We start from the raw sequence: 18,197 nt of genomic DNA on the forward strand, positions 1-18,197 counted from the left end.
CTCCCTGTGTGGGCAAAAAGCCTCACCCTATACCAGCGCTTCGACGAAACAAAGGTGCAAGGGAAAAGCAGCCGGACATCCTCATGAATCAGACGCTGACTTCATCCAGCATCAAACGCTGACGGACCACGTCCACCAGTTTGTCCGGCTGAAACTTGGAGAGGAAGTTGTCGCAACCGACCTTCTTCACCATCGATTCGTTGAAACTGCCGGACAAGGATGTGTGCAGGACCACATACAGCCCACGCAGGCGTGGGTCGTTGCGGATCTCGGTAGTCAGGCGATAGCCGTCCATCTCAGGCATTTCCGCATCGGTGAATACCATCAACAACTTGTCGGTCATGTCGACCCCGGTGTCGGCCCAGGCCTTGAGCATGTTCAGAGCCTTGAGGCCATCGCTGGCGATGTGCATCTTCACCCCCAACTGGCCGAGGGTGTCGCGCAGTTGCGAAAGCGCCACGTTGGAGTCATCCACCAGCAGCACTTCACGGCCGCGAGCACGTTCGAGCACAGGATCTTCCAGCTTGTCCCGGGAAACCTTGGCGTTGTAGGGCACGATTTCCGCCAGGACCTTCTCGACGTCGATGATTTCCACCAGTTGCTCGTCAACCTTGCTGATGGCCGTCAGGTAATGCTGGCGCCCGGCGCTGGTGGGCGGCGGCATGATGGCTTCCCAGTTCATGTTGACGATGCGGTCCACGCCGCCCACCAGGAACGCCTGCACCGAACGGTTGTACTCGGTGACGATGATGGTGCTGTTGGGCCCCGGAACCAGCGGGCGCATGCCGATGGCCTGGGACAGGTCGATGACCGGCAAGGTCTGGCCACGCAGGTTGACCACACCGCAAACGAACGGGTGGCGCTGCGGCATCAGGGTCAGCTTGGGCAGCTGCAGGACTTCCTGGACCTTGAAGACGTTGATCGCGAACAGCTGCCGACCGGCCAGGCGAAACATGAGGATTTCCAGGCGATTCTCACCCACCAGCTGCGTGCGTTGATCTACCGTGTCGAGAATGCCGGCCATTAATGACTCCTGGGCTTGTTCTGATGAATTCACTAAAGACAGATATCGGCGGGATCCGCCGGATCTTGACCCGCATGCAAATTGCCACATGAAAGCCATTGATGTCACATTAACATCATGCTTTACTGAGCCGGTCAATTCATCAGCACGACTCTCCGACGGCGCGACCTCCTTCGCGGCGTGAAGTTCCCGCGCCTAAGGGTTTCCCCTAGCAACAATCAGGACCATCCTGATATTCGCAATATCCAATAGCCATTAATGTGACGCCATTCTCATTGCATGAACGGAGTCAGGCTTTTGTTTGTGATCGCAGAAAGGTGGCCCAGCACCCTTTCAAGCCTCAGCACCCACGCCCATCAAGCCCCAGCGCAAGTGCGCCGCATTGCTGTGGCCGGCATTCGGGCTGCTTGCAAAAGCGATGAACAACCACTATCACAGCCGCTCGCGCCACCTGAAAAAAAATCAGATATATCTGATATGCAAACGCAAAAAACGCGTCATACCTTAAAACCGTTCAGCCAAGGCCCTATCCCGCCATCGGACTCGAAGTCATGGAGATAAGCATGCTAAAGGACGGCCATGAGTGCGCTCCCCCCCTGCCTGAGTTCCTGCTTGAAGCTCAGGCTCTACTGGCTAAATCGGAAGATTGCCTGAGCCATCTGCACTTGATCAGGAATGACGAAGAAGCGATCAACTGCCTGCTCGCCAGCCTGCTGTGCCTGGCCCAGACGGCAGCACGCCATTCCATCAGCCCGCTGGCCGAATTCGCCTTGCACATTCATGGCGTGTTGAAACGTACAGCACATCCAGTGGACCTCAACGATCCGATCCTCGACGCCTTGAAAAGCTGCCTGACCCTGATGGCCTGGCAACTGGAATTGATCGACCCGCACAACGGCCAACTCAATCTGGATGACAGCGAACAGGCCCTGCTGATCAACGAACTGACCGATCAAGTGGCGCAAAACTGTACCTGCGCTTATCCATCCTGCACCCATTGAAGTTGCACTTGTGCCGCTGGCTGGCAGATAAAACCCGCAGTTACAATAGCCAACCCGAAATATCACTAGAACTTCAGACTCAGGGTCAACTATCTGGTCGTTATTGAGTATTTCATACCCAAGAGCGACATTATCGATTCACCAACTCCAACTAGCGCCAGCCCCGGGACTTACTGTTCAGAGCCCTGTATGGGCCCGCAACATCGCCCATATCCCGCGCTTTCATTACCCCTCCCGAAGTCCATGGAGGAAATGGAACAAACGTACAGCAGATCCATATTCCTGACTTTCAGGACATATATAACTGTGCGTATAAACGCGACCAACGGTATCTTCGGTGGTATTATGTCGCCCATAAACGGACACAGTAATGGCACTTTGATTCCAATGTCGGCAGTCACTACTCGGCTTGTACAAGACAAACAGACAACGTTGATTGAAACCGAGTATTCAAATAACACCGTTTCTCAAACAAGCCTCGTCATCCACTTCTGACAGGGCTCTCGCAGCGAACATTCATTGGCTCCATCCGCTATGTACGCCAGCCTCAAGTCTCTCTTCTCTTGGCCCCTCTCTCTAGATCATCTGCGCTGGCTCAGCCTGTTGCTGTGTTCCTGCTCGACCCTGGGCAACGCACTGATCTATTGCCTGGACCGGCCCTTGCCGCTGATCTTGCTGCTGCTCAACATCGCGGCGCTGACCTGTATCTGGGTGCAATACGGCTATTCGCGAAAGTCCATCCGCTTTCAGCCCCAGGAGCTCGCCGAACGCCTGCTAGAGGTCAAGGAAAATGAGCGACACCGCCTCAGCCGTGAACTGCACGATGACATCGGCCAGTTGCTGACAGCGGCAAAACTGCAGACCGATTGGCTCAAGCGTCGCCTGCCGGACGACCTGCAGGACTCCTGCGCGGTGCTCGGCACCACTCTGGAAGAGACCCTGGCCAAAGTGCGTGACGTGTCCGCAATCCTCAATCCCCGGCAGTTGGCCAGCCTGGGACTGGAGGCCAGCCTGCGCGCCCACCTGCTCAAGACCCTGGAAAACACCTCGGTGCACTGGAGCCTGGAATGCCGCCAGCGCCTGTCGGGAATCCCGGAGGAGATGGCCGTCGCAGCGTTCCGCATCACCCAGGAAGCGGTCACCAACATGCTGCGCCACGCCCAGGCGAAAAACCTGTTGGTACGAATACAGCGACTGCCGGAAGGCCTTTCGCTGTTCATCAGCGATGATGGCCAGGGGTTCGCCCCGGCCAGCGATCCCGGCGCCCTGGGCCAGCGCGGCATGGCCGGGATGCAGGAACGAATCAGCCAGTTGGGCGGCCTGTTACAGATCACCAGCGAGCTCGACCAAGGCACCCAGATCGAAGCACTCTTTCCCTGGGCCCCTCGCACCCTGGAGCGGGCCAGCACGAATAAGGTTTCACATTGACCTGTAATTTACTCTTGGTGGATGACCACTCGCTTATCCGGGCTGGCGTGCGTGCCCTGGTCACGGACATTCCCGGATACGCGGTGATCGGTGAAGCCGATGACGGCGCGCAACTGCTGGAAATGGTCGAGAAACTGCATCCGGACATCGTCCTGCTGGACCTGTCGATGAAACGCATCGGCGGCCTGGACGCCCTGCGCCGGCTCAAGGCAATGCGGCCCCAGAGCAAAGTCCTGATTCTGTCGATGCATACCGACCCCTCCCTGATCATGCAGGCCCTGGAATCCGGCGCCCACGGCTATCTGCTCAAGGACACCACCGCCACCGAACTCGAACACGCCCTGGAAGCCTTGCGCAACAACGAGCGCTACCTGAGTCCGGCCATTGCTCATACCGTGATCAACCAGGCGCTGACCCGAGCCCAGAAGCACCAGCCCCAGCCTGCGGAAAACCACAACCTGACGGCTCGCCAGCTGGAAATACTGCGGCTGATCGTGCGGGGCAAGTCCACCCGGGAGATCGCTCTGGGCCTGGGTTTAAGCATCAAGACCGTGGAAACCCATCGCTCGCAGATCATGAAACGCCTGCAGATCTTCGACGTCGCCGGGCTGGTGCTGTTCGCCGTGCGCGAGCGCATCATCAGCCTCGACGACTGACTCAGCGAGCGGCGCCGAGCAACGGCGAATCCGCCGGCAAATGCACCTGCAAGGCCGCAGGACGGGCGGTAAACCGCAAAGTGTCGCCCTGCAGCGGTTCGCCATCAAGATTGATGTCCAGGCCTCTTGAGGCCTTGATCTCGACCCAGGGCAGACGCGCGCGGACAAACATATTGTCGATCCCCAAGCCACCGGCCAGCAGACTCTTCAGAGTGCCCACCAGCTCCTGAGGCGCCGGCAGAATGCTGATATCCAGCAAGCCGTCGTCGGCCATGGCTCCCGGGCAAAGCTCGTGCCCGCCTCCCGCCTGCCGGCCGTTGCCGATGCCCAGGGCCAGCAACTCACCACGCCAATGGAAATCCGGCCCCTGCAACTCGCCATAAGCCGCACTCAACTCGGCAAAGCGCGACAGCCCGGTGAACAGATAAGCGGCACCGCCAAGGACTTTCTTCAAGTCTTCAGAGGTATTGGCGGTGACCTGGCTACCAAAGCCGCCGGTGGCCATATTGAGGAAAATCTGCCCGCCAACCTCCCCCAGGTCGATCGTCCGGGCCGGGACGTCCAGCAGCTCCAGGGCCGCCGCCGGATCAAGGGGAACACCGGCAGCCCGGGCAAAGTCATTGGCCGTGCCCAATGGCAGCAGCGCCAGACTGGCCTGGGTCGACGCGTTGGCCAGGGCCTCGGCGATATCGCGCAGCGTACCGTCGCCGCCTCCGGCAATCAGCCGGGTATGCCCGGCGTCCAGCGCCTCGCTCACCAGACGCTGGGCATCTCCCGCCTCCCAGGTCAGACGCACCGAAACCTCCCAGCCGGCAGCACGCTTGGCCTCAACCGCAGCGCGCACCTCATCGTTGAGGGCCTGCTTGCCGTGCAGTATCAACAGTGCCTTGCGCTCATTCATCAACCATGACTCCGGTTATGGGTTCCTTGAGGGATGTTGACCTCGGGCACAGCAAAATAAGTCTGTCCCATCGATTATTTTTTTGCCCAAGCCAGCCTGGCTCGTACCTCACCACTCATGACCCAGGTTAGCCTGCCAACGAGGAAAATCTTTCATAGCTAGTACGCCGAGTCGCTCTTCGACAACCGGCTGCGCTTGCAACTGATCCTGCGCAATCTGCCGCTGCCGGGCTGGCGCCGGTCAATAACTACCGTGACGAGCCTCATACCCTGGAAAAAATCGAAAAACGTGTCGAATTCGACCTGGAATACATCGAAAATTGGTCAGCCTGGCTTGAACTGCACATTCTGTTCCGCACCATCGCGTCCGTCATCATGATCCACGAGGCCTTCTAAATGAGCCCGCTCATTCCCTGCATCATTGCTGGCGGCGCCGGCACCCGCCTGTGGCCGGTGTCCCGCGAGGCGATGCCCAAACCCTTCATGCGCCTGCCAGACGGCGAGAGCCTGCTGCAGAAGACCTTCGTGCGCGCCACGGCCCTGAAAGACGTCGGCCGGTTGCTGACGGTGACCAACCGTGAAGTGCTCTTTCGCACCCTGGATGACTACCGCCCGCTGAACAAGACTCAGCTTGAACTGGATTTCATCCTCGAACCCTTCGGCCGCAATACCGCGCCGGCCATTGCCGCCGCAGCGCTGCACGTCAACCAGCACTACGGCGCTGACGCACAACTGCTGGTGCTGCCCGCCGATCATCTGATCAATGACCTCCAGGCATTCGCCACCGCGGTGGCGCGCGCCCGGCAGTTGGCCGAGCAAGGCTGGCTGGTGACCTTCGGTATCGAGCCGAGCCATGCCGAAAGCGGTTTCGGCTATATCGAGAAAGGCCTGGGCTTGCACGGTGAAAGCTTCCAGGTCAGCCGTTTCGTCGAAAAGCCCGATGCTGCCACTGCCCAGTGTTACGTCGACGGCGGCCAGCACCTGTGGAACGCCGGCATGTTCTGCATGCGCGCTGATGTGATCCTCCGTGAGTTGCGCAAATTCGCGCCGCAGGTGGTCAATGCCGTCGAGCGCTGCCTGGAACTGAGCCACCACAGGCAAGGCCAACGCGAAGTGCAAGTGGAGCTGGACCGCGACAGCTTCGCCCTGGCGCCGGACATCTCCATCGACTACGCGGTGATGGAGCGATCGAAGGAGGTCGCCGTGGTGCCCTGCCAGCTCGGCTGGAGCGATATCGGCTCCTGGCAAGCAGTGCGCGAGCTGAGCCCGGCGGACGTACACGGCAACCAGTGCAACGGCGAGACCGTGCTGCATGATGTCCGCAACTGCTACATCGATTCACGCCAGCGCCTGGTGGGCGGTATCGGCCTGGACAACCTGATCATCATCGACACCCCGGACGCCCTGCTGATCGCCGACGGCAAGCGCAGCCAGGAGGTCAAATTGATCGCCCAGGAGCTCAAGCGCCTGGGCCACGACGCCTACCGCCTGCACCGCACCGTGAACCGCCCCTGGGGCACCTATACCGTGCTTGAGGAAGGACCGCGCTTCAAGATCAAGCGTATCGAAGTCAAACCCGGCGCCTCGCTGTCGCTGCAAAGGCACCACCACCGCAGTGAGCACTGGATCGTGGTCAGCGGCATGGCCCGGGTGACCAACGGAGAAGACGAGTTTCTGCTCGACACCAATGAGTCGACCTTTATCAAGCCCGGTCGCCCTCATCGACTGTGCAATCCCGGGGTGATCGACCTGGTAATGATCGAAGTGCAAAGCGGGGAGTACCTGGGCGAAGACGACATCGTGCGCTTCAACGACATTTATGGCCGAGCTCCCGCCGCCCCCGGTAGCACTTGAAACAGCGTTGGCCCCGTGAATTTGCCACAACGGCAAGTGACGAAGCTGCTCGTCAGGCAACTCGCCCGATAAATAAACCCAGGCCCAGGCGTCGGGCAGCCTCAGTACAGGCGCCTGAAACGAGACGTAGGACTCAAAGTGAATTTTCTGACCGAAGAATGAGATTTGCCTGAATTGACCCTGCGGAGCCAATCAGTGACTGTGCATGCCAGGCGCTGACGCCTCATACAAGGAAGTGCACCGTCATGAACGACAAGGGGTTTTATCCACAAGGGCATTCAACGCTCAATCGCATCAACGACAGCTCCTGGCTGGCGGCTCCTCCACTTCGGGAGTTCGATGTGCCACTCTCGTCCGAAGCACATCCGCCTCATTCCAGGCCGCTATCGATAATCAAACGCCTGGCCTGGTTGACATTTGCGGCCTCGATAATGGCAGGGCTGGTGACCTGGGGTTTCCACAGCCGTTTCGGACTGCTGCTGTTATTGCTGCTGCGCTGAAGCAAAGCACGGACCCGGCGCAGAACCGGGCCCGTGGCCGATCAATCCAACACTTCACTCCAGCACTTCACTCAAGGGAATGAAATTGACCACGTCACCTTCCTCCAGGGTCCGACCTTCCAGCACCTCTACCAGACCTTCCGCCCAGGCAGCGCTGCGCAGTACGCCAGAGCTCTGATTGCGATAGATGATCGCTCGCCCATTCTCCAGGCGGCCACGCAAGTATTCGCGACGATTGCCGGGCTTGGGCCAGACAAAGCCTGCCGGCACCTGGAAACTCAATGGTTGCACCTGCTGCACGCCCTGGCGCCGCAGTAGATAAGGCCGCGCCAGCAGGGCGAAAGTCACCAGGGTCGATGCCGGATTGCCCGGCAAGCCAATCACCGGTACCCCACGAAAATGTCCGAAGGTCAGGGGTTTGCCAGGCTTGATCGCCAGTTTCCACAGGGCCAGTTCACCAGCTTCCCGCAGGGCGATACCGAGAAAGTCCGCCTCCCCCACAGAGACACCGCCGGTGGAAAGAATCAGGTCCACATCCCCCAACTCCGCCAGGCGCTGACGGGTCGCGGGAAGATCGTCGGGAAGGATTCCCGCATCCAGCACCTCACAACCCAGACGCTTCAACCAACTGCACAGCAGCACTCGATTGCTGTTGTAGATCTGCCCCGGACCAAGAGGCTGACCAGGCTCCACCAGTTCGTCGCCGGTGGACAACACCGCCACACGGACTCGACGCAGCACCTCAAGCTCGGCACATCCCAAGGACGCTGCCAGGCCCTGCTCGATGGGCCCCAAGCGCGTACCGGCAGCCAAGACCTGCTCGCCTATGGTGGTTTCCTGGCCCTGGGGACGGATGTTCTGGCCGACCTTCAATGGCTCGGTAAAACGTACGCGCTGATCATCCTGAACCTGGGTGTTTTCCTGCATCTCGACGCAATCCGCACCCGCCGGTACCGGAGCGCCAGTGAAGATCCGCGCACAGGTTCCCGGCTGCAAGGGCTCGGGGGACTGCCCGGCGAAAATCCGCTGGCTGACCGGCAAGGGCTCGCCCTTCCAGTCCTCCACGCGCAAGGCGTATCCATCCATGGCGCTGTTGGGCCAAGGCGGCAGATCCAGGCTGGATACCAGCGCCTCAGCCAGGACCCGGCCCTCAGTGGCTGCCAATGGCAGCCGTTCACGCTCGACAATGGGCGCAGCCTCGGCCATGGCCAACAGGCGCGCCAATGCCTGCTCCACCGGCATCAAGGCCCCCTGCTTGCCCGGCTTACCCACGGGATTCACAAGGCGCCGCCTGTTTCAGGTGAGGGACGAAGTTGCACGGCCGATGCCGCGAATCCAACTGCTCGGCCAGTATTGCGTCCCAGCCGGTACGTACCGCATTGGTGGAACCCGGCAGGCAGCACACCAGGGTGCCGTTGGCCAGCCCGGCCAAGGCACGGGACTGCACAGTGGAAGTACCTATATCCGCCACCGATATCTGCCGGAACAGCTCGCCAAAACCATCGACCTGCTTGTCCAACAGGCAGGCCACAGCTTCCGGAGTACTGTCGCGACCAGTAAAACCGGTGCCGCCGGTGATCAACACCACCTGCACCACGTCATCAGCGATCCAGGTAGCGACCTGGGCGCGGATCTTGTACAGATCGTCCTTGAGCAACACCCGCGCCGCCAATCGATGGCCCGCGGCGCCCAGGCGCTCGACGAAGACCTGGCCGGAGGTATCGGTTTCCAGGGTGCGGGTGTCACTGACGGTCAGCACCGCAATATTCAGGGGAGCAAAAGGTACATCAGCCTTGGCTTTCATAGGCTCGATCCAGAGGTAGGAGACACAGCCCGGTGTTATATCACAGCGCTTTGATCCGGCGCCGCTGCGGGGTCGGCCTTCACCTTGCCCCGGACTGCCAGCACACGCAGTCCGGCCGTCGAGAAAGCCAGACCGCGGACAAACAGGCGCTGTGAGCTAAGCTGCAGCCGCCAACGCCTGCGATCCGCCCGGCAACGTGACAGAATGTCCCTGGCCAAGGAACTTGCAGACGTTGTATACGTCTGAAGACCAGCACTCAAAAGTACTCATTTCGGAGACACACAATGACTCAACGGACCCTCGCCACTCTCATGCTCGCACTGGGCCTGGCCACTCTCGCCGGTTGCGCCTCGCCGACAGTGATCACCCTGAATGACGGTCGCGAAATCCAGGCCGTCGATACCCCTGAATACGACAAGGATTCCGGCTTCTACGAGTTTGAACAGCTGGACGGCAAACACACTCGCATCAACAAGGATCAGGTTCGTACCGTCAAGGAGCTGTAAGTCCGACGGTGGTTGCTCTGATGTTATAAAACCCGCTTGCTGCGGGTTTTATTGTTTCTGCGAGACGGTTTTTCACCACTGCAGACTGATACGGCTTTCGAAATCGCGCTCCTGCCCAGTCAGCGGATCGATAAAGCGCAGGCCCTGAGCCAGCAGCTTCAGTGGATTGTCATAGTCATCCTCGGCGTCCTTGAGCACCTCGGGGTAGAACGGGTCATTGCAGATCGCCGCTCCAAGGGCACTCATGTGTACCCGCAACTGATGCTTCTTGCCGGTCACCGGGTACAAGGCATAGCGCCACAGATCGCCGTGCCTTTCCCTGACGTCGATGGCGGTTTCGGTATTGCTCGCCCCCTCGCCTTCCTGCATGCGGAAGAAGGGCTCCCCGTCCACCAATCGGCTTTTGTGCACCAGGGGAAAACTCAGGTGTGGCAAGGCGCCAGCAATGGCTTCATAGCGTTTCTCGATCTGCCGGGTAGGGAACAACGCTTGATAGGCCGAGCGGCTGCCGGGATGGGCAGAAAACAGCACCAGCCCTGCCGTATGCCGGTCAATGCGATGCAGGGGCACCAGATTCGGGTTGTCCAGGCGGCGGATAAGGCGACGCAGCAAAGTCTGCTCGACGTACTCGCCCGCAGGGGTGACCGGAAGAAAATGCGGTTTGTCCGCCACCACCAGATGCTCGTCGGCATAGAGGATGGTCTCCTGCACCGGGATCACCTTCTCATCCGGCACCTCGCGAAAATAATGAATCCGCAAGCCTTCGCGATAGGCCAGGTCCAGACTGATGGGCTGGCCCTGCCCGTCCAGCACTCGGCCGCGGGCGATACGATCCAGCCATTGTTCACGACTGATGGCCTTGAAGTGATCACACAGGCAATCCAGCACCGTCGGCCAGGAGCCAGGGGGCAGATACAAGGTACTGGCCTGATGCTGTGCAGCGGAAAAGCTCGCGGTGGACATACAAAAGCTCGAAAGATCAATGCAAGGCGGCATTATCCAACAGCGCCCCTCAGGAACCTAGAAGCAGTTTGCCCGACCTCAGGCACACGAGTGCTTGGCCTGGGCCGCTGCCTCGGTGAACTCCTTAAGCCAGCGCAGCACGTCCACAGCCTCCCAGCGACCCGGATCATAGAGGGCATAGAGCAGCCCCTGATAACCCACCACATCCAGTTGCCGGTGGTACCCCGCTCGCTGGAACAGGGCTTCGATCTCGGCAAAGCAGGTATTGAAGTGCAGCTTGTTGAAGGGGGTCTTGCCCTCGGTGACCAACCCATCCAGGCGTAACTCAAGCACCGCCTCACGGAGCACATCAGTGGACATGCTGTTCACGCTGTTTTTCAGTTGTTCGACATTGACCATCATTTATTCCTTTAACCGTTTGAAGCGTCCGCCATATCCATCAGGGCTGCTTGCGTCCCACATAACTGACCACCCACAACACCACACCCCAGATCTCGATCGAGCCTAGGTCATCCAGCACCAAGGAAGGGATTGAAGGGCGCGCCGCCTTGAGCAAAAGACCGCCACGAGGATCGGGAGCCAGCAGGCGCAGCGAGTATTCATGGGCGCCTTGGGGACGTACCACCAGGTACTGGTCCACCACCGGATTGGCTGAGCGATCGACGATCAGCCGATCCCCGGGGTAGATGCCGAACCCCAGCAGGTTGTCGTCGTCCACCAACAGGCCGTGGATCTGGGGAGACCCCAGACCCAGGGTCCGATCCAGGGAAAAGCCGCTACCGGTGGGCTCATTGGCAACGGCAGCGCAGCCGCTATCACCCAGTTCCAGAAAACAGGTTGGCAACGGCTGCGAGCGTTCGGTACCGGTCAGGAAAGTGAGAGACATGGCGAGACTCCTCGATAGCTGTATATGCATACAGTAAACCAATCGACAGATCTCGCCAATGAATTCTGAGCACGGGCGACAGGCGGAAGCCTCGGATGTTCCAAGCCAAGTGTCAGCGCAGGAACGCCACCACCTGCTCGGCGTCGAAGGGCCAGCCGAGCTCGGCGCCATTGTCCACCCGGCGCAACACCGGGATACGCAGGCCATAGCTTTCGAACAGTTCCTGACTCTCGGCGATGTCCACCAGCTCGACCATCAGGCCGTGCTCCACTAGCGGCATCAACTCGGCCTCGGCCAGTTCGCACAGGTGGCAACCAAGGGTGCCGAACAATTGGCATTCAGGGGGCATGACAGGGCAACCGTGTGAAGAACGGGTGCTTATTTTAGGCCCGAGCGCGAAAGCCGTCGACCCGCCTCTGTCCAGATATGCCCAGGCCCCCTGCCCCTCTGCGGCCCTGCGCAGAGAATGCTCCGACAGGCGTACAGCACCTCGATAGACACTTTATGAGCCTGGCCAAGGCTCGCGAATATGCGAAATTCTCAACAAAAAATGACATGAGTCAGCATTATTTACCGCCAACCGGGCGATCCTCGCGGCCTTTTTGCCTCTAGGCTTTGCCCTGCCCGCCCCTTGTCCGGAGATGCCCGTTGTTTGCCAATCTGCTGATCATTCTCGCTTCATCACTGGTGGTCATTGCGCTGTTCCGGCGCCTGAGCCTGCCACCGGTCCTGGGCTATCTGTCAGTGGGGCTGATGGTCGGACCCACCGCCCTGGACTGGGTCAATGACAGCGAGGACCTGCCGGACCTGGCGGAACTGGGGGTGGTCTTCCTGCTGTTTTCCCTGGGCCTGGAATTCTCCCTGTCGAAGATGCTCGCCCTGCGCCGCGTGGTGTTTGGCCTGGGCAGCCTGCAAGTGCTGTGCAGTGGCCTGATCCTCGGCGTGCTCCTGGCCTTGTTCGGCATGCCCCTGACCTCGGCGCTGATGCTCGGCACCGGCCTGGCCCTGTCGTCCACCGCCATCGTCAGCAAGGAGCTGACCAGCCTCGGCGAGATCTTCAGCAGCCACGGACAGAATGCCATCGGCGTGCTGCTGTTCCAGGACGTGGTGGCGGTGCTGTTGCTGACCCTGGTGCCGGTCTTCGCCGGCCACAGCGACCAGGCCTGGTACTGGGCCCTGCCTGTCACCCTGGGCAAGACCCTGGTGCTGTTCTTCGGCCTGCTGCTGGCCAGCCGCTGGCTGCTGCCCCGGCTGTTCCACGAAGTCGCCGCCTCCCACTCTGCCGAGCTGTTCGTACTGCTGGCACTGGTGATTGTGCTGCTGACCGCCTGGCTCACCCATTTGCTGGGCCTGTCGCCGGCCCTGGGGGCCTTCCTTGCCGGCATGCTGCTGGGAGAAAGCCACTACCGGCACCAGATCGAAGCCGATATCCGTCCGTTCCGCGACATTCTCCTGGGGTTGTTCTTCGTCAGCATCGGCATGCTCATCGACCTGCAACTGTTCATCGACCACAGCCTGTTGATCCTCGGCCTGACCCTGGCCCTGCTACTGATCAAGGGCTCGGTAGTGGCCGCCTTGCTCAAGCTGCGCGGCAGTGACGGCGAAACCGCCTGGCGCAGCGGCCTGGCCCTGGCCCAGGGTGGTGAATTCTGCTTCGCCCTCATGGCGCAGATGCAACTGAGCCAGATGATCCCGCCGCAGATCAGCAGCCTGCTGCTGGCCGCCACCTTCTGCTCCATGCTGCTGACCCCGCTGCTGCTGCGCGCCGCCCCGCTGATCACTGCCCGCCTACACCGCAAGCCCAACCAGGCCGCTCAACTGGAGGAAATCAGCGCGCAGAACGCCCAGTTACAGGGCCACGTACTGATCTGCGGTTACGGCCGGGTCGGCCAATCCATCGGGCGCTTCCTGCACCATGAGCAACTGCGCTATATCGCCCTGGACGATGACCCGGTGCGGGTCCAGGAAGCCTCGGCGGCGGAAAGCTGCGTGCATTACGGCGACTGCCGGCGCAGCGACCTGCTGGCGGCGGTAGGCCTGGAGCGGGCGCGACTGCTGGTGATCGCGGTGGATAAAACCGATATAGCGCTAACTGTACTCAAGGCAGCGCGACGCCTGGACCGCAACGTGCCGATCCTGGTACGGACCCGGGATGACAGCCAGTTGGCGGAACTCAAGGCCGCCGGCGCCAATGAAGTGGTGCCAGAGCTTTTAGAGTCGAGCCTGATGCTGGCTTCCCACGCCCTGATCATGCTTGGCCTGCCGGAGCAACGGGTACAACGCACCGTGGACGAGGTGCGTCACAGCCGCTATCGCCTGCTGCACGGTTTCTACCATGGGGCGCAAAGCAGCACCCAGGACAATCACGAGCCACCCGCGGTGCAGATGCACGCGGTCAACCTCGACGCCGACGCCCACGCCTGCAACCGACTGCTGCAAGAGCTGGGACTGGAAGCACTGGGCGTGGATGTGCAAGGCGTGCAACGCAATGGCAGCGAGCTGCCGCTCAATCCGGCCCCGCGCCTGCGAGCCGGAGACCGGATACTGGTGTCCGGTTCCCAGGCCGCGATCGAGGCCTGCGAAGCACGCCTGCAGGGCGGTTGAGGCCGTCCCGCCGCGGCCCTGAGCAGTTCGCTGCCTGGGCCCGTGGCCCCTCAGTCCTGACTCACCGCACCGATCTTGTGCAGCGACAGGTCGGCGCCGTAATACTCCTGCTCCTGGGTCAGGCGCAGCCCGCAGACGGCCTTGATCACGCCATACACGGCGAATCCGCCCAGCAGCGCCACCAGTACCCCAAGGCCGGTGCCAATCAACTGGCTGGCCAGGCTGACACCGCCCAACCCACCCAATGCACGCTGGCCGAAGATCCCGCAGGCAATCCCGCCCCACACACCGCACAGGCCATGCAGCGGCCAGACTCCGAGCACATCGTCGATCTTCCAGCGGCTCTGGGCGGCCATGAAGCACCAGACGAACAAGGCCCCGGCCATCGCCCCGGTGACCAAGGCGCCCACCGGATGCATCAGGTCGGAGCCGGCGCAGATCGCCACCAACCCGGCCAGCGGCCCGTTGTGCAGGAAGCCCGGGTCGTTGCGCCCGACGATCAACGCCGCCACGGTGCCGCCAACCATGGCCATCAGCGAGTTCACCGCCACCAGCCCACTCACCCCTTGCAGGGTCTGGGCGCTCATCACGTTGAAGCCGAACCAGCCGACAATCAGGATCCACGAGCCCAACGCCAGGAAGGGAATGCTCGACGGCGCGAACGCCACCAGCTTGCCGTCGCGGTAACGGCCGTTGCGCGGCCCCAGCAACAGCACCGCTGCCAGCGCCAGCCAGCCGCCCATGGCGTGCACCACCACGGACCCGGCAAAATCATGGAAGCCGGCGCCAAAACGCTGCTGCAACCAGGCTTGCACCCCCAAGTTGCCGTTCCACACCAGCCCCTCGAAGAATGGATAGACGAACGCCACGATCAGCACCGTGGCGCACAATTGCGGTACAAAACGCGCACGCTCGGCGATGCCGCCGGAGATAATCGCCGGAATCGCTGCGGCGAAGGTCAGCAGGAAAAAGAACTTCACCAGACCGTAGCCGTGGTCGGCACTGATCACCGCCGCCGGTTGCAGGAAGCTCACGCCGTAGGAGATCCAATAGCCTATAAAGAAATAGGCCAGGGTCGAGACGGCGAAGTCGCTGAGGATTTTCGACAGCGCATTGACCTGATTCTTCTGCCGGACCGTGCCCACTTCGAGGAAGGCAAAACCGGCGTGCATGGCCAGGACCATGACCGCCCCGATCAGAATGAACAGGGTGTTGGAACCGTGGACCAGGGTGTCCACAGCGCTTTGCAGATTTTCCATGGAGTAGGCAGATCCGAAATCGGCCATCATCTCCCCGGCTCCACGGCCGGCCTTGCACCAAATTGGCTCCGGGACACGCCATCACGCGTAATCGGTGAACCGTTTTGGCGCGCCAGGGGCCGCACGCGAAACCACGGGAAGGAGATTGACCTGAGGTTGTGATTTTTTTGCCCAGGGTTGACGCGGGCTAGAGCGCCACCCTTGCTCGTTTTCGGCGCAAGCGTCACGCCTTGCGCACCAGGACAAAGCAAAAGCTGTACCAGACAATTACAGTGAACCTTCACTCGGGGCTCACACTCATAGCTCACACACGCAATCAACGGAGAAACAACCATGGCCAGCAAAACGGCGAAGACGGCTCAAGAAGTACTGATGGCGGATTTTCAGGCACTGGTCAGTGACACGGAGCGTCTGCTGGAACACACCGCGACCCTGGCCGGCGACCAGGCCGATGAACTGCGCGAGCAGATCCACGACAGCCTGCTCAAGGCCCGGGAAACCCTGCAACTGACCGAGGACTCCCTGCGCCAGCGTGGCCAGGCTGCAGTCACGGCTGCTGAAGACTATGTACAGAGCAACCCTTGGCAGTCCGTCGGGATTGCTGCCGGCGTCGGCTTTCTCATCGGCCTGCTGGCGACGCGGCGCTGATATGGCTATCGGCGAATCCACTTCGTCCGGCAGCGGTCCAAGCGCGTCCTCGCGGCGCCTGGGGGCCGCTGTCCTGGGCCTGTTGCACAGCCACGTCGAATTGTTCGGCATCGAGTTACAGGAACAGAAAGCCCGCACCGTCAGCCTGCTGCTGTTTGCCGGCCTGGCTCTGGTGTTTGCCCTGCTGTTGCTGGTGGGGTTGTCGGCGCTGGTGCTGATCCTGCTGTGGGACAGCTATCGCCTGGCCGGGATCATCGGCCTGTGCGTGTTCTACACCCTGGCGGCAGTGTTCTGCGGCCTGCGCCTGAAGTCGGCGATCTTTGATGAATCTTCGCCCTTCCACGCCACGCTCGAAGAGCTGGCCAATGATCGGGAGCGCCTGCTGCCATGAAGTTGCCGGACATTCCGCAGAACACCTCACGCCGGGAAATGCGCAAGGTACTGATCCGCCTGCGCATGGAAATGCACCGCCAGGAAATCCGTCACGAGTCCCAGCAATTGCTGCAACCCCTGCAACGGGTTCGCGGCCTTGGGCAAAGCTGGCAGGAAGGCTTTGGCATCAAGCACGCCCCACTCTGGGGCGTGGCGGCGGTGACCCTGCTGGGGTTCATCACCGGCAAGGGTGCCAAGAGCGGCGGCACCAGCAGCCTCACCCGCCTGATACGCCTGGGCACCAGCCTGTTGCCTCTGATCAGACTGGCGCTGCAAGGCGCCTCGCGCAAACCCTGAGCGAGCATCGGCAAGCGCCTGCAACAGGCAACGGCTGATCTGGCTGCATTCTTGCTAAGCAACCCGGATCGGCCCCTTAACCAAGGGGTCGACCCAGGGTGGGTGAAAACGCCGTATTGTCGAACGCGGCAATGTTCACCCAGCCTGGACGCCTGTCTGTCTACCCGACAGCCACAGCCCCCCCTACCAACAAGACTCTATAAGGAGGCCCTGTGATCGACGGGCAACCGCTCGCCTGCTTCCAGCCATTCATCGATACCGCTACCGGGCGCATCGCCGGAGTCGAAGCTCTGGGCCGCCTGCGCCAGGGCAATGGGCAACTGGCGTCGGTGGGGCCGCTGTTCGCCGATCCCCGCACCCCTTCCAGCGCCTTGCGCCGTCTTGATCGCCTGGTCCGCGACGATGCCTTGCGCCGCCTGCACGAAGCCCCGGCGGACTGGTTCCTGAGCCTGAACATTTCCCCACGCTGGATCAGTCGATTGCGGCCAGGACAGCCGTTGCCCAGCCTCAAGCAGTTGCAGCAAAACGAGGTCGATCCGCGGCGCATCGTCTTCGAGATCACCGAGCTGGGGGGCAACAGCCAGCGCCTGACCGAGGTGGTGGCGCGCTATCGCCAGGCGGGGGCGCGAATCGCCATCGACGATTTCGGCGCCGGCTACTCGCAACTGGACCGGGTGCTGGCGCTGCAACCGGACATCCTCAAGCTCGACATGCGCCTGTTCCAGGCCGCAGCCCGGGGCGGGCCCAGCAGCGATGTGGTCAAGGCCCTGGCACAGATGGCGGAAAAAACCGGCTGCTGGATCATCGCCGAAGGGGTGGAAACCGAAGCCGAACTGGATTTCGCCCTGGAGTGCGGCTCGCGTTACGTACAGGGCTTCCTGTTTGCCCGGGCCGAGGAACAGCTGTTCGCCAGCGATGCCTTCGTCCAGCCCTTCGCCCGCCTGCGCGAGCGCTATGTGCGGCACAAGCTGGCCGAACGCAACCGCCTGATGCGCATGCGCCAGCAACTGGCAGAGCTGATGAACCTGTTGCAGGCCTGGGCCCAGGCTCAGGCTCCCATCAGTCAACTGCCCGCCGTGGAGGCCTTTCCCTGGCTGCTGCGTTTCTACCAGTGCGACCGCCACGGCACCCAACTGACCCCGAACCTGGAATGGCGGCATGACCACTGGCAGGCCGACAGCAGCTACGTCGGCCACAACTGGTCGTGGCGCCCGTACTTCTATCACCTGCTGGCCGAAGGCTGGGAGGAGCGCCGCCTGACCCTGTCCAACACCTACCGCGACGCCACCAGCAACCAGTACTGCCTGACTGCCGGCCAGTTCTTCGACAACGGCCAGCGCCTGCTGCTGATCGATATCGACGCCGCCGGCCTGTAGCCCTCGCCTTGTTTCCAGCCGGCTTGCCGACGAACGCGGCGACGCGATGGATACACGAG

Annotated in this window: 20 protein-coding genes and 1 pseudogene; 12 read left to right on the forward strand and 9 right to left on the reverse strand. The window is 61.4% G+C overall.

All coding sequences use genetic code 11. The features are described from left to right. Positions 1–88 precede the first annotated feature (88 nt). On the reverse strand, positions 89–1,024 hold the full coding sequence (locus J5M73_RS03340) for a chemotaxis protein CheV (protein ID WP_102860937.1): 936 nt from the start codon (positions 1,022–1,024) through the stop codon (positions 89–91). Between the two features lie 563 nt (positions 1,025–1,587). On the opposite strand from J5M73_RS03340, the gene J5M73_RS03345 reads away from it, so the two are divergent. The 3 genes from J5M73_RS03345 to J5M73_RS03355 all read left to right on the forward strand — a co-directional run bounded on the left by J5M73_RS03345 (position 1,588) and on the right by J5M73_RS03355 (position 4,109). Then, a complete protein-coding gene (locus J5M73_RS03345; RefSeq protein ID WP_102860936.1) occupies positions 1,588–2,025 on the forward strand; it encodes a hypothetical protein in 438 nt (145 codons plus the stop codon). 534 nt (positions 2,026–2,559) lie between these two features. After that, complete coding sequence (locus J5M73_RS03350; RefSeq protein ID WP_102860935.1) at positions 2,560–3,453, forward strand: sensor histidine kinase; 894 nt, start codon at positions 2,560–2,562, stop codon at positions 3,451–3,453. After that, positions 3,450–4,109: a response regulator transcription factor gene (locus tag J5M73_RS03355; protein ID WP_102860934.1), complete on the forward strand. Its 660-nt coding sequence runs from the start codon at positions 3,450–3,452 to the stop codon at positions 4,107–4,109. Before J5M73_RS03350 ends, J5M73_RS03355 begins: the two co-directional genes overlap by 4 nt. A gap of 1 nt (position 4,110) precedes the next feature. Here J5M73_RS03355 and yegS read toward each other — a convergent pair whose 3' ends face one another. After that, positions 4,111–5,010, reverse strand: coding sequence for a lipid kinase YegS (gene yegS, locus J5M73_RS03360; protein ID WP_102860933.1), 900 nt, complete (start codon positions 5,008–5,010; stop codon positions 4,111–4,113). A gap of 227 nt (positions 5,011–5,237) precedes the next feature. On the opposite strand from yegS, the pseudogene J5M73_RS03365 reads away from it, so the two are divergent. The 3 genes and pseudogenes from J5M73_RS03365 to J5M73_RS03375 form a co-directional block, all read left to right on the forward strand. Further along, positions 5,238–5,405, forward strand: a pseudogene (locus J5M73_RS03365) (sugar transferase); the annotation flags it as partial. Further along, positions 5,406–6,863 carry a mannose-1-phosphate guanylyltransferase/mannose-6-phosphate isomerase gene (locus J5M73_RS03370; protein WP_102860932.1) on the forward strand — a complete coding sequence of 486 codons (1,458 nt, stop codon included), beginning with the start codon at positions 5,406–5,408 and terminating at the stop codon, positions 6,861–6,863. Positions 6,864–7,108: 245 nt separating this feature from the next. After that, the gene (locus tag J5M73_RS03375) at positions 7,109–7,363 is read left to right on the forward strand and encodes a hypothetical protein (protein WP_102860931.1); all 255 of its coding nucleotides are present in this window, start codon (positions 7,109–7,111) and stop codon (positions 7,361–7,363) included. Positions 7,364–7,417: 54 nt separating this feature from the next. Here J5M73_RS03375 and glp read toward each other — a convergent pair whose 3' ends face one another. Together glp and moaB are read right to left on the reverse strand one after the other, a co-directional pair. Continuing rightward, complete coding sequence (glp, locus tag J5M73_RS03380; protein ID WP_102860930.1) at positions 7,418–8,644, reverse strand: gephyrin-like molybdotransferase Glp; 1,227 nt, start codon at positions 8,642–8,644, stop codon at positions 7,418–7,420. Next, positions 8,628–9,167 carry a molybdenum cofactor biosynthesis protein B gene (moaB, locus tag J5M73_RS03385; protein ID WP_102860929.1) on the reverse strand — a complete coding sequence of 180 codons (540 nt, stop codon included), beginning with the start codon at positions 9,165–9,167 and terminating at the stop codon, positions 8,628–8,630. The genes glp and moaB overlap by 17 nt, the downstream gene beginning before the upstream one ends. Before the next feature lie 284 nt (positions 9,168–9,451). Here moaB and J5M73_RS03390 point away from each other — a divergent pair, with 284 nt between their 5' ends. Continuing rightward, the gene (locus J5M73_RS03390) at positions 9,452–9,673 is read left to right on the forward strand and encodes a YgdI/YgdR family lipoprotein (protein WP_102860928.1); all 222 of its coding nucleotides are present in this window, start codon (positions 9,452–9,454) and stop codon (positions 9,671–9,673) included. Positions 9,674–9,745: 72 nt separating this feature from the next. On the opposite strand, the gene J5M73_RS03395 is transcribed toward J5M73_RS03390, so the two are convergent. From J5M73_RS03395 to J5M73_RS03410, 4 genes are all read right to left on the reverse strand, one after another. Further along, entirely contained in the window at positions 9,746–10,636 is an 891-nt protein-coding gene (locus tag J5M73_RS03395) for a pseudouridine synthase (protein WP_102860927.1), read from the reverse strand. A gap of 78 nt (positions 10,637–10,714) precedes the next feature. Next, positions 10,715–11,035: a transcriptional regulator gene (locus J5M73_RS03400; protein WP_102860926.1), complete on the reverse strand. Its 321-nt coding sequence runs from the start codon at positions 11,033–11,035 to the stop codon at positions 10,715–10,717. Positions 11,036–11,075: 40 nt separating this feature from the next. Further along, positions 11,076–11,522, reverse strand: a complete 447-nt coding sequence (locus J5M73_RS03405) for a S24 family peptidase (RefSeq protein ID WP_102860925.1) — start codon at positions 11,520–11,522, stop codon at positions 11,076–11,078. A gap of 112 nt (positions 11,523–11,634) precedes the next feature. Beyond that, positions 11,635–11,871 (reverse strand): glutaredoxin family protein, encoded by a 237-nt coding sequence (locus J5M73_RS03410; protein WP_102860924.1) that lies wholly within the window; start codon positions 11,869–11,871, stop codon positions 11,635–11,637. A gap of 299 nt (positions 11,872–12,170) precedes the next feature. Between J5M73_RS03410 and J5M73_RS03415 the strand changes: the two genes are divergently transcribed. Next, entirely contained in the window at positions 12,171–14,126 is a 1,956-nt protein-coding gene (locus tag J5M73_RS03415) for a monovalent cation:proton antiporter family protein (RefSeq protein ID WP_102860923.1), read from the forward strand. Between the two features lie 50 nt (positions 14,127–14,176). Here J5M73_RS03415 and J5M73_RS03420 read toward each other — a convergent pair whose 3' ends face one another. Beyond that, positions 14,177–15,385 carry an ammonium transporter gene (locus J5M73_RS03420; protein WP_102861007.1) on the reverse strand — a complete coding sequence of 403 codons (1,209 nt, stop codon included), beginning with the start codon at positions 15,383–15,385 and terminating at the stop codon, positions 14,177–14,179. A 333-nt stretch (positions 15,386–15,718) separates the two neighbouring features. Between J5M73_RS03420 and J5M73_RS03425 the strand changes: the two genes are divergently transcribed. The 4 genes from J5M73_RS03425 to J5M73_RS03440 all read left to right on the forward strand — a co-directional run bounded on the left by J5M73_RS03425 (position 15,719) and on the right by J5M73_RS03440 (position 18,138). Further along, positions 15,719–16,033, forward strand: coding sequence for a YqjD family protein (locus J5M73_RS03425; RefSeq protein WP_011062506.1), 315 nt, complete (start codon positions 15,719–15,721; stop codon positions 16,031–16,033). A 1-nt stretch (position 16,034) separates the two neighbouring features. Beyond that, on the forward strand, positions 16,035–16,424 hold the full coding sequence (locus tag J5M73_RS03430; protein WP_102860922.1) for a phage holin family protein: 390 nt from the start codon (positions 16,035–16,037) through the stop codon (positions 16,422–16,424). Beyond that, positions 16,421–16,762: a hypothetical protein gene (locus J5M73_RS03435; RefSeq protein ID WP_102860921.1), complete on the forward strand. Its 342-nt coding sequence runs from the start codon at positions 16,421–16,423 to the stop codon at positions 16,760–16,762. Before J5M73_RS03430 ends, J5M73_RS03435 begins: the two co-directional genes overlap by 4 nt. Positions 16,763–16,974: 212 nt before the next feature. Then, positions 16,975–18,138 (forward strand): EAL domain-containing protein, encoded by a 1,164-nt coding sequence (locus tag J5M73_RS03440; RefSeq protein ID WP_102860920.1) that lies wholly within the window; start codon positions 16,975–16,977, stop codon positions 18,136–18,138. The last annotated feature ends 59 nt before the right edge of the window (positions 18,139–18,197 follow it).

This window comes from Pseudomonas sp. 50_B (genome assembly GCF_017491625.1).
In the GTDB taxonomy this organism is placed as follows: domain Bacteria; phylum Pseudomonadota; class Gammaproteobacteria; order Pseudomonadales; family Pseudomonadaceae; genus Aquipseudomonas; species Aquipseudomonas danubii.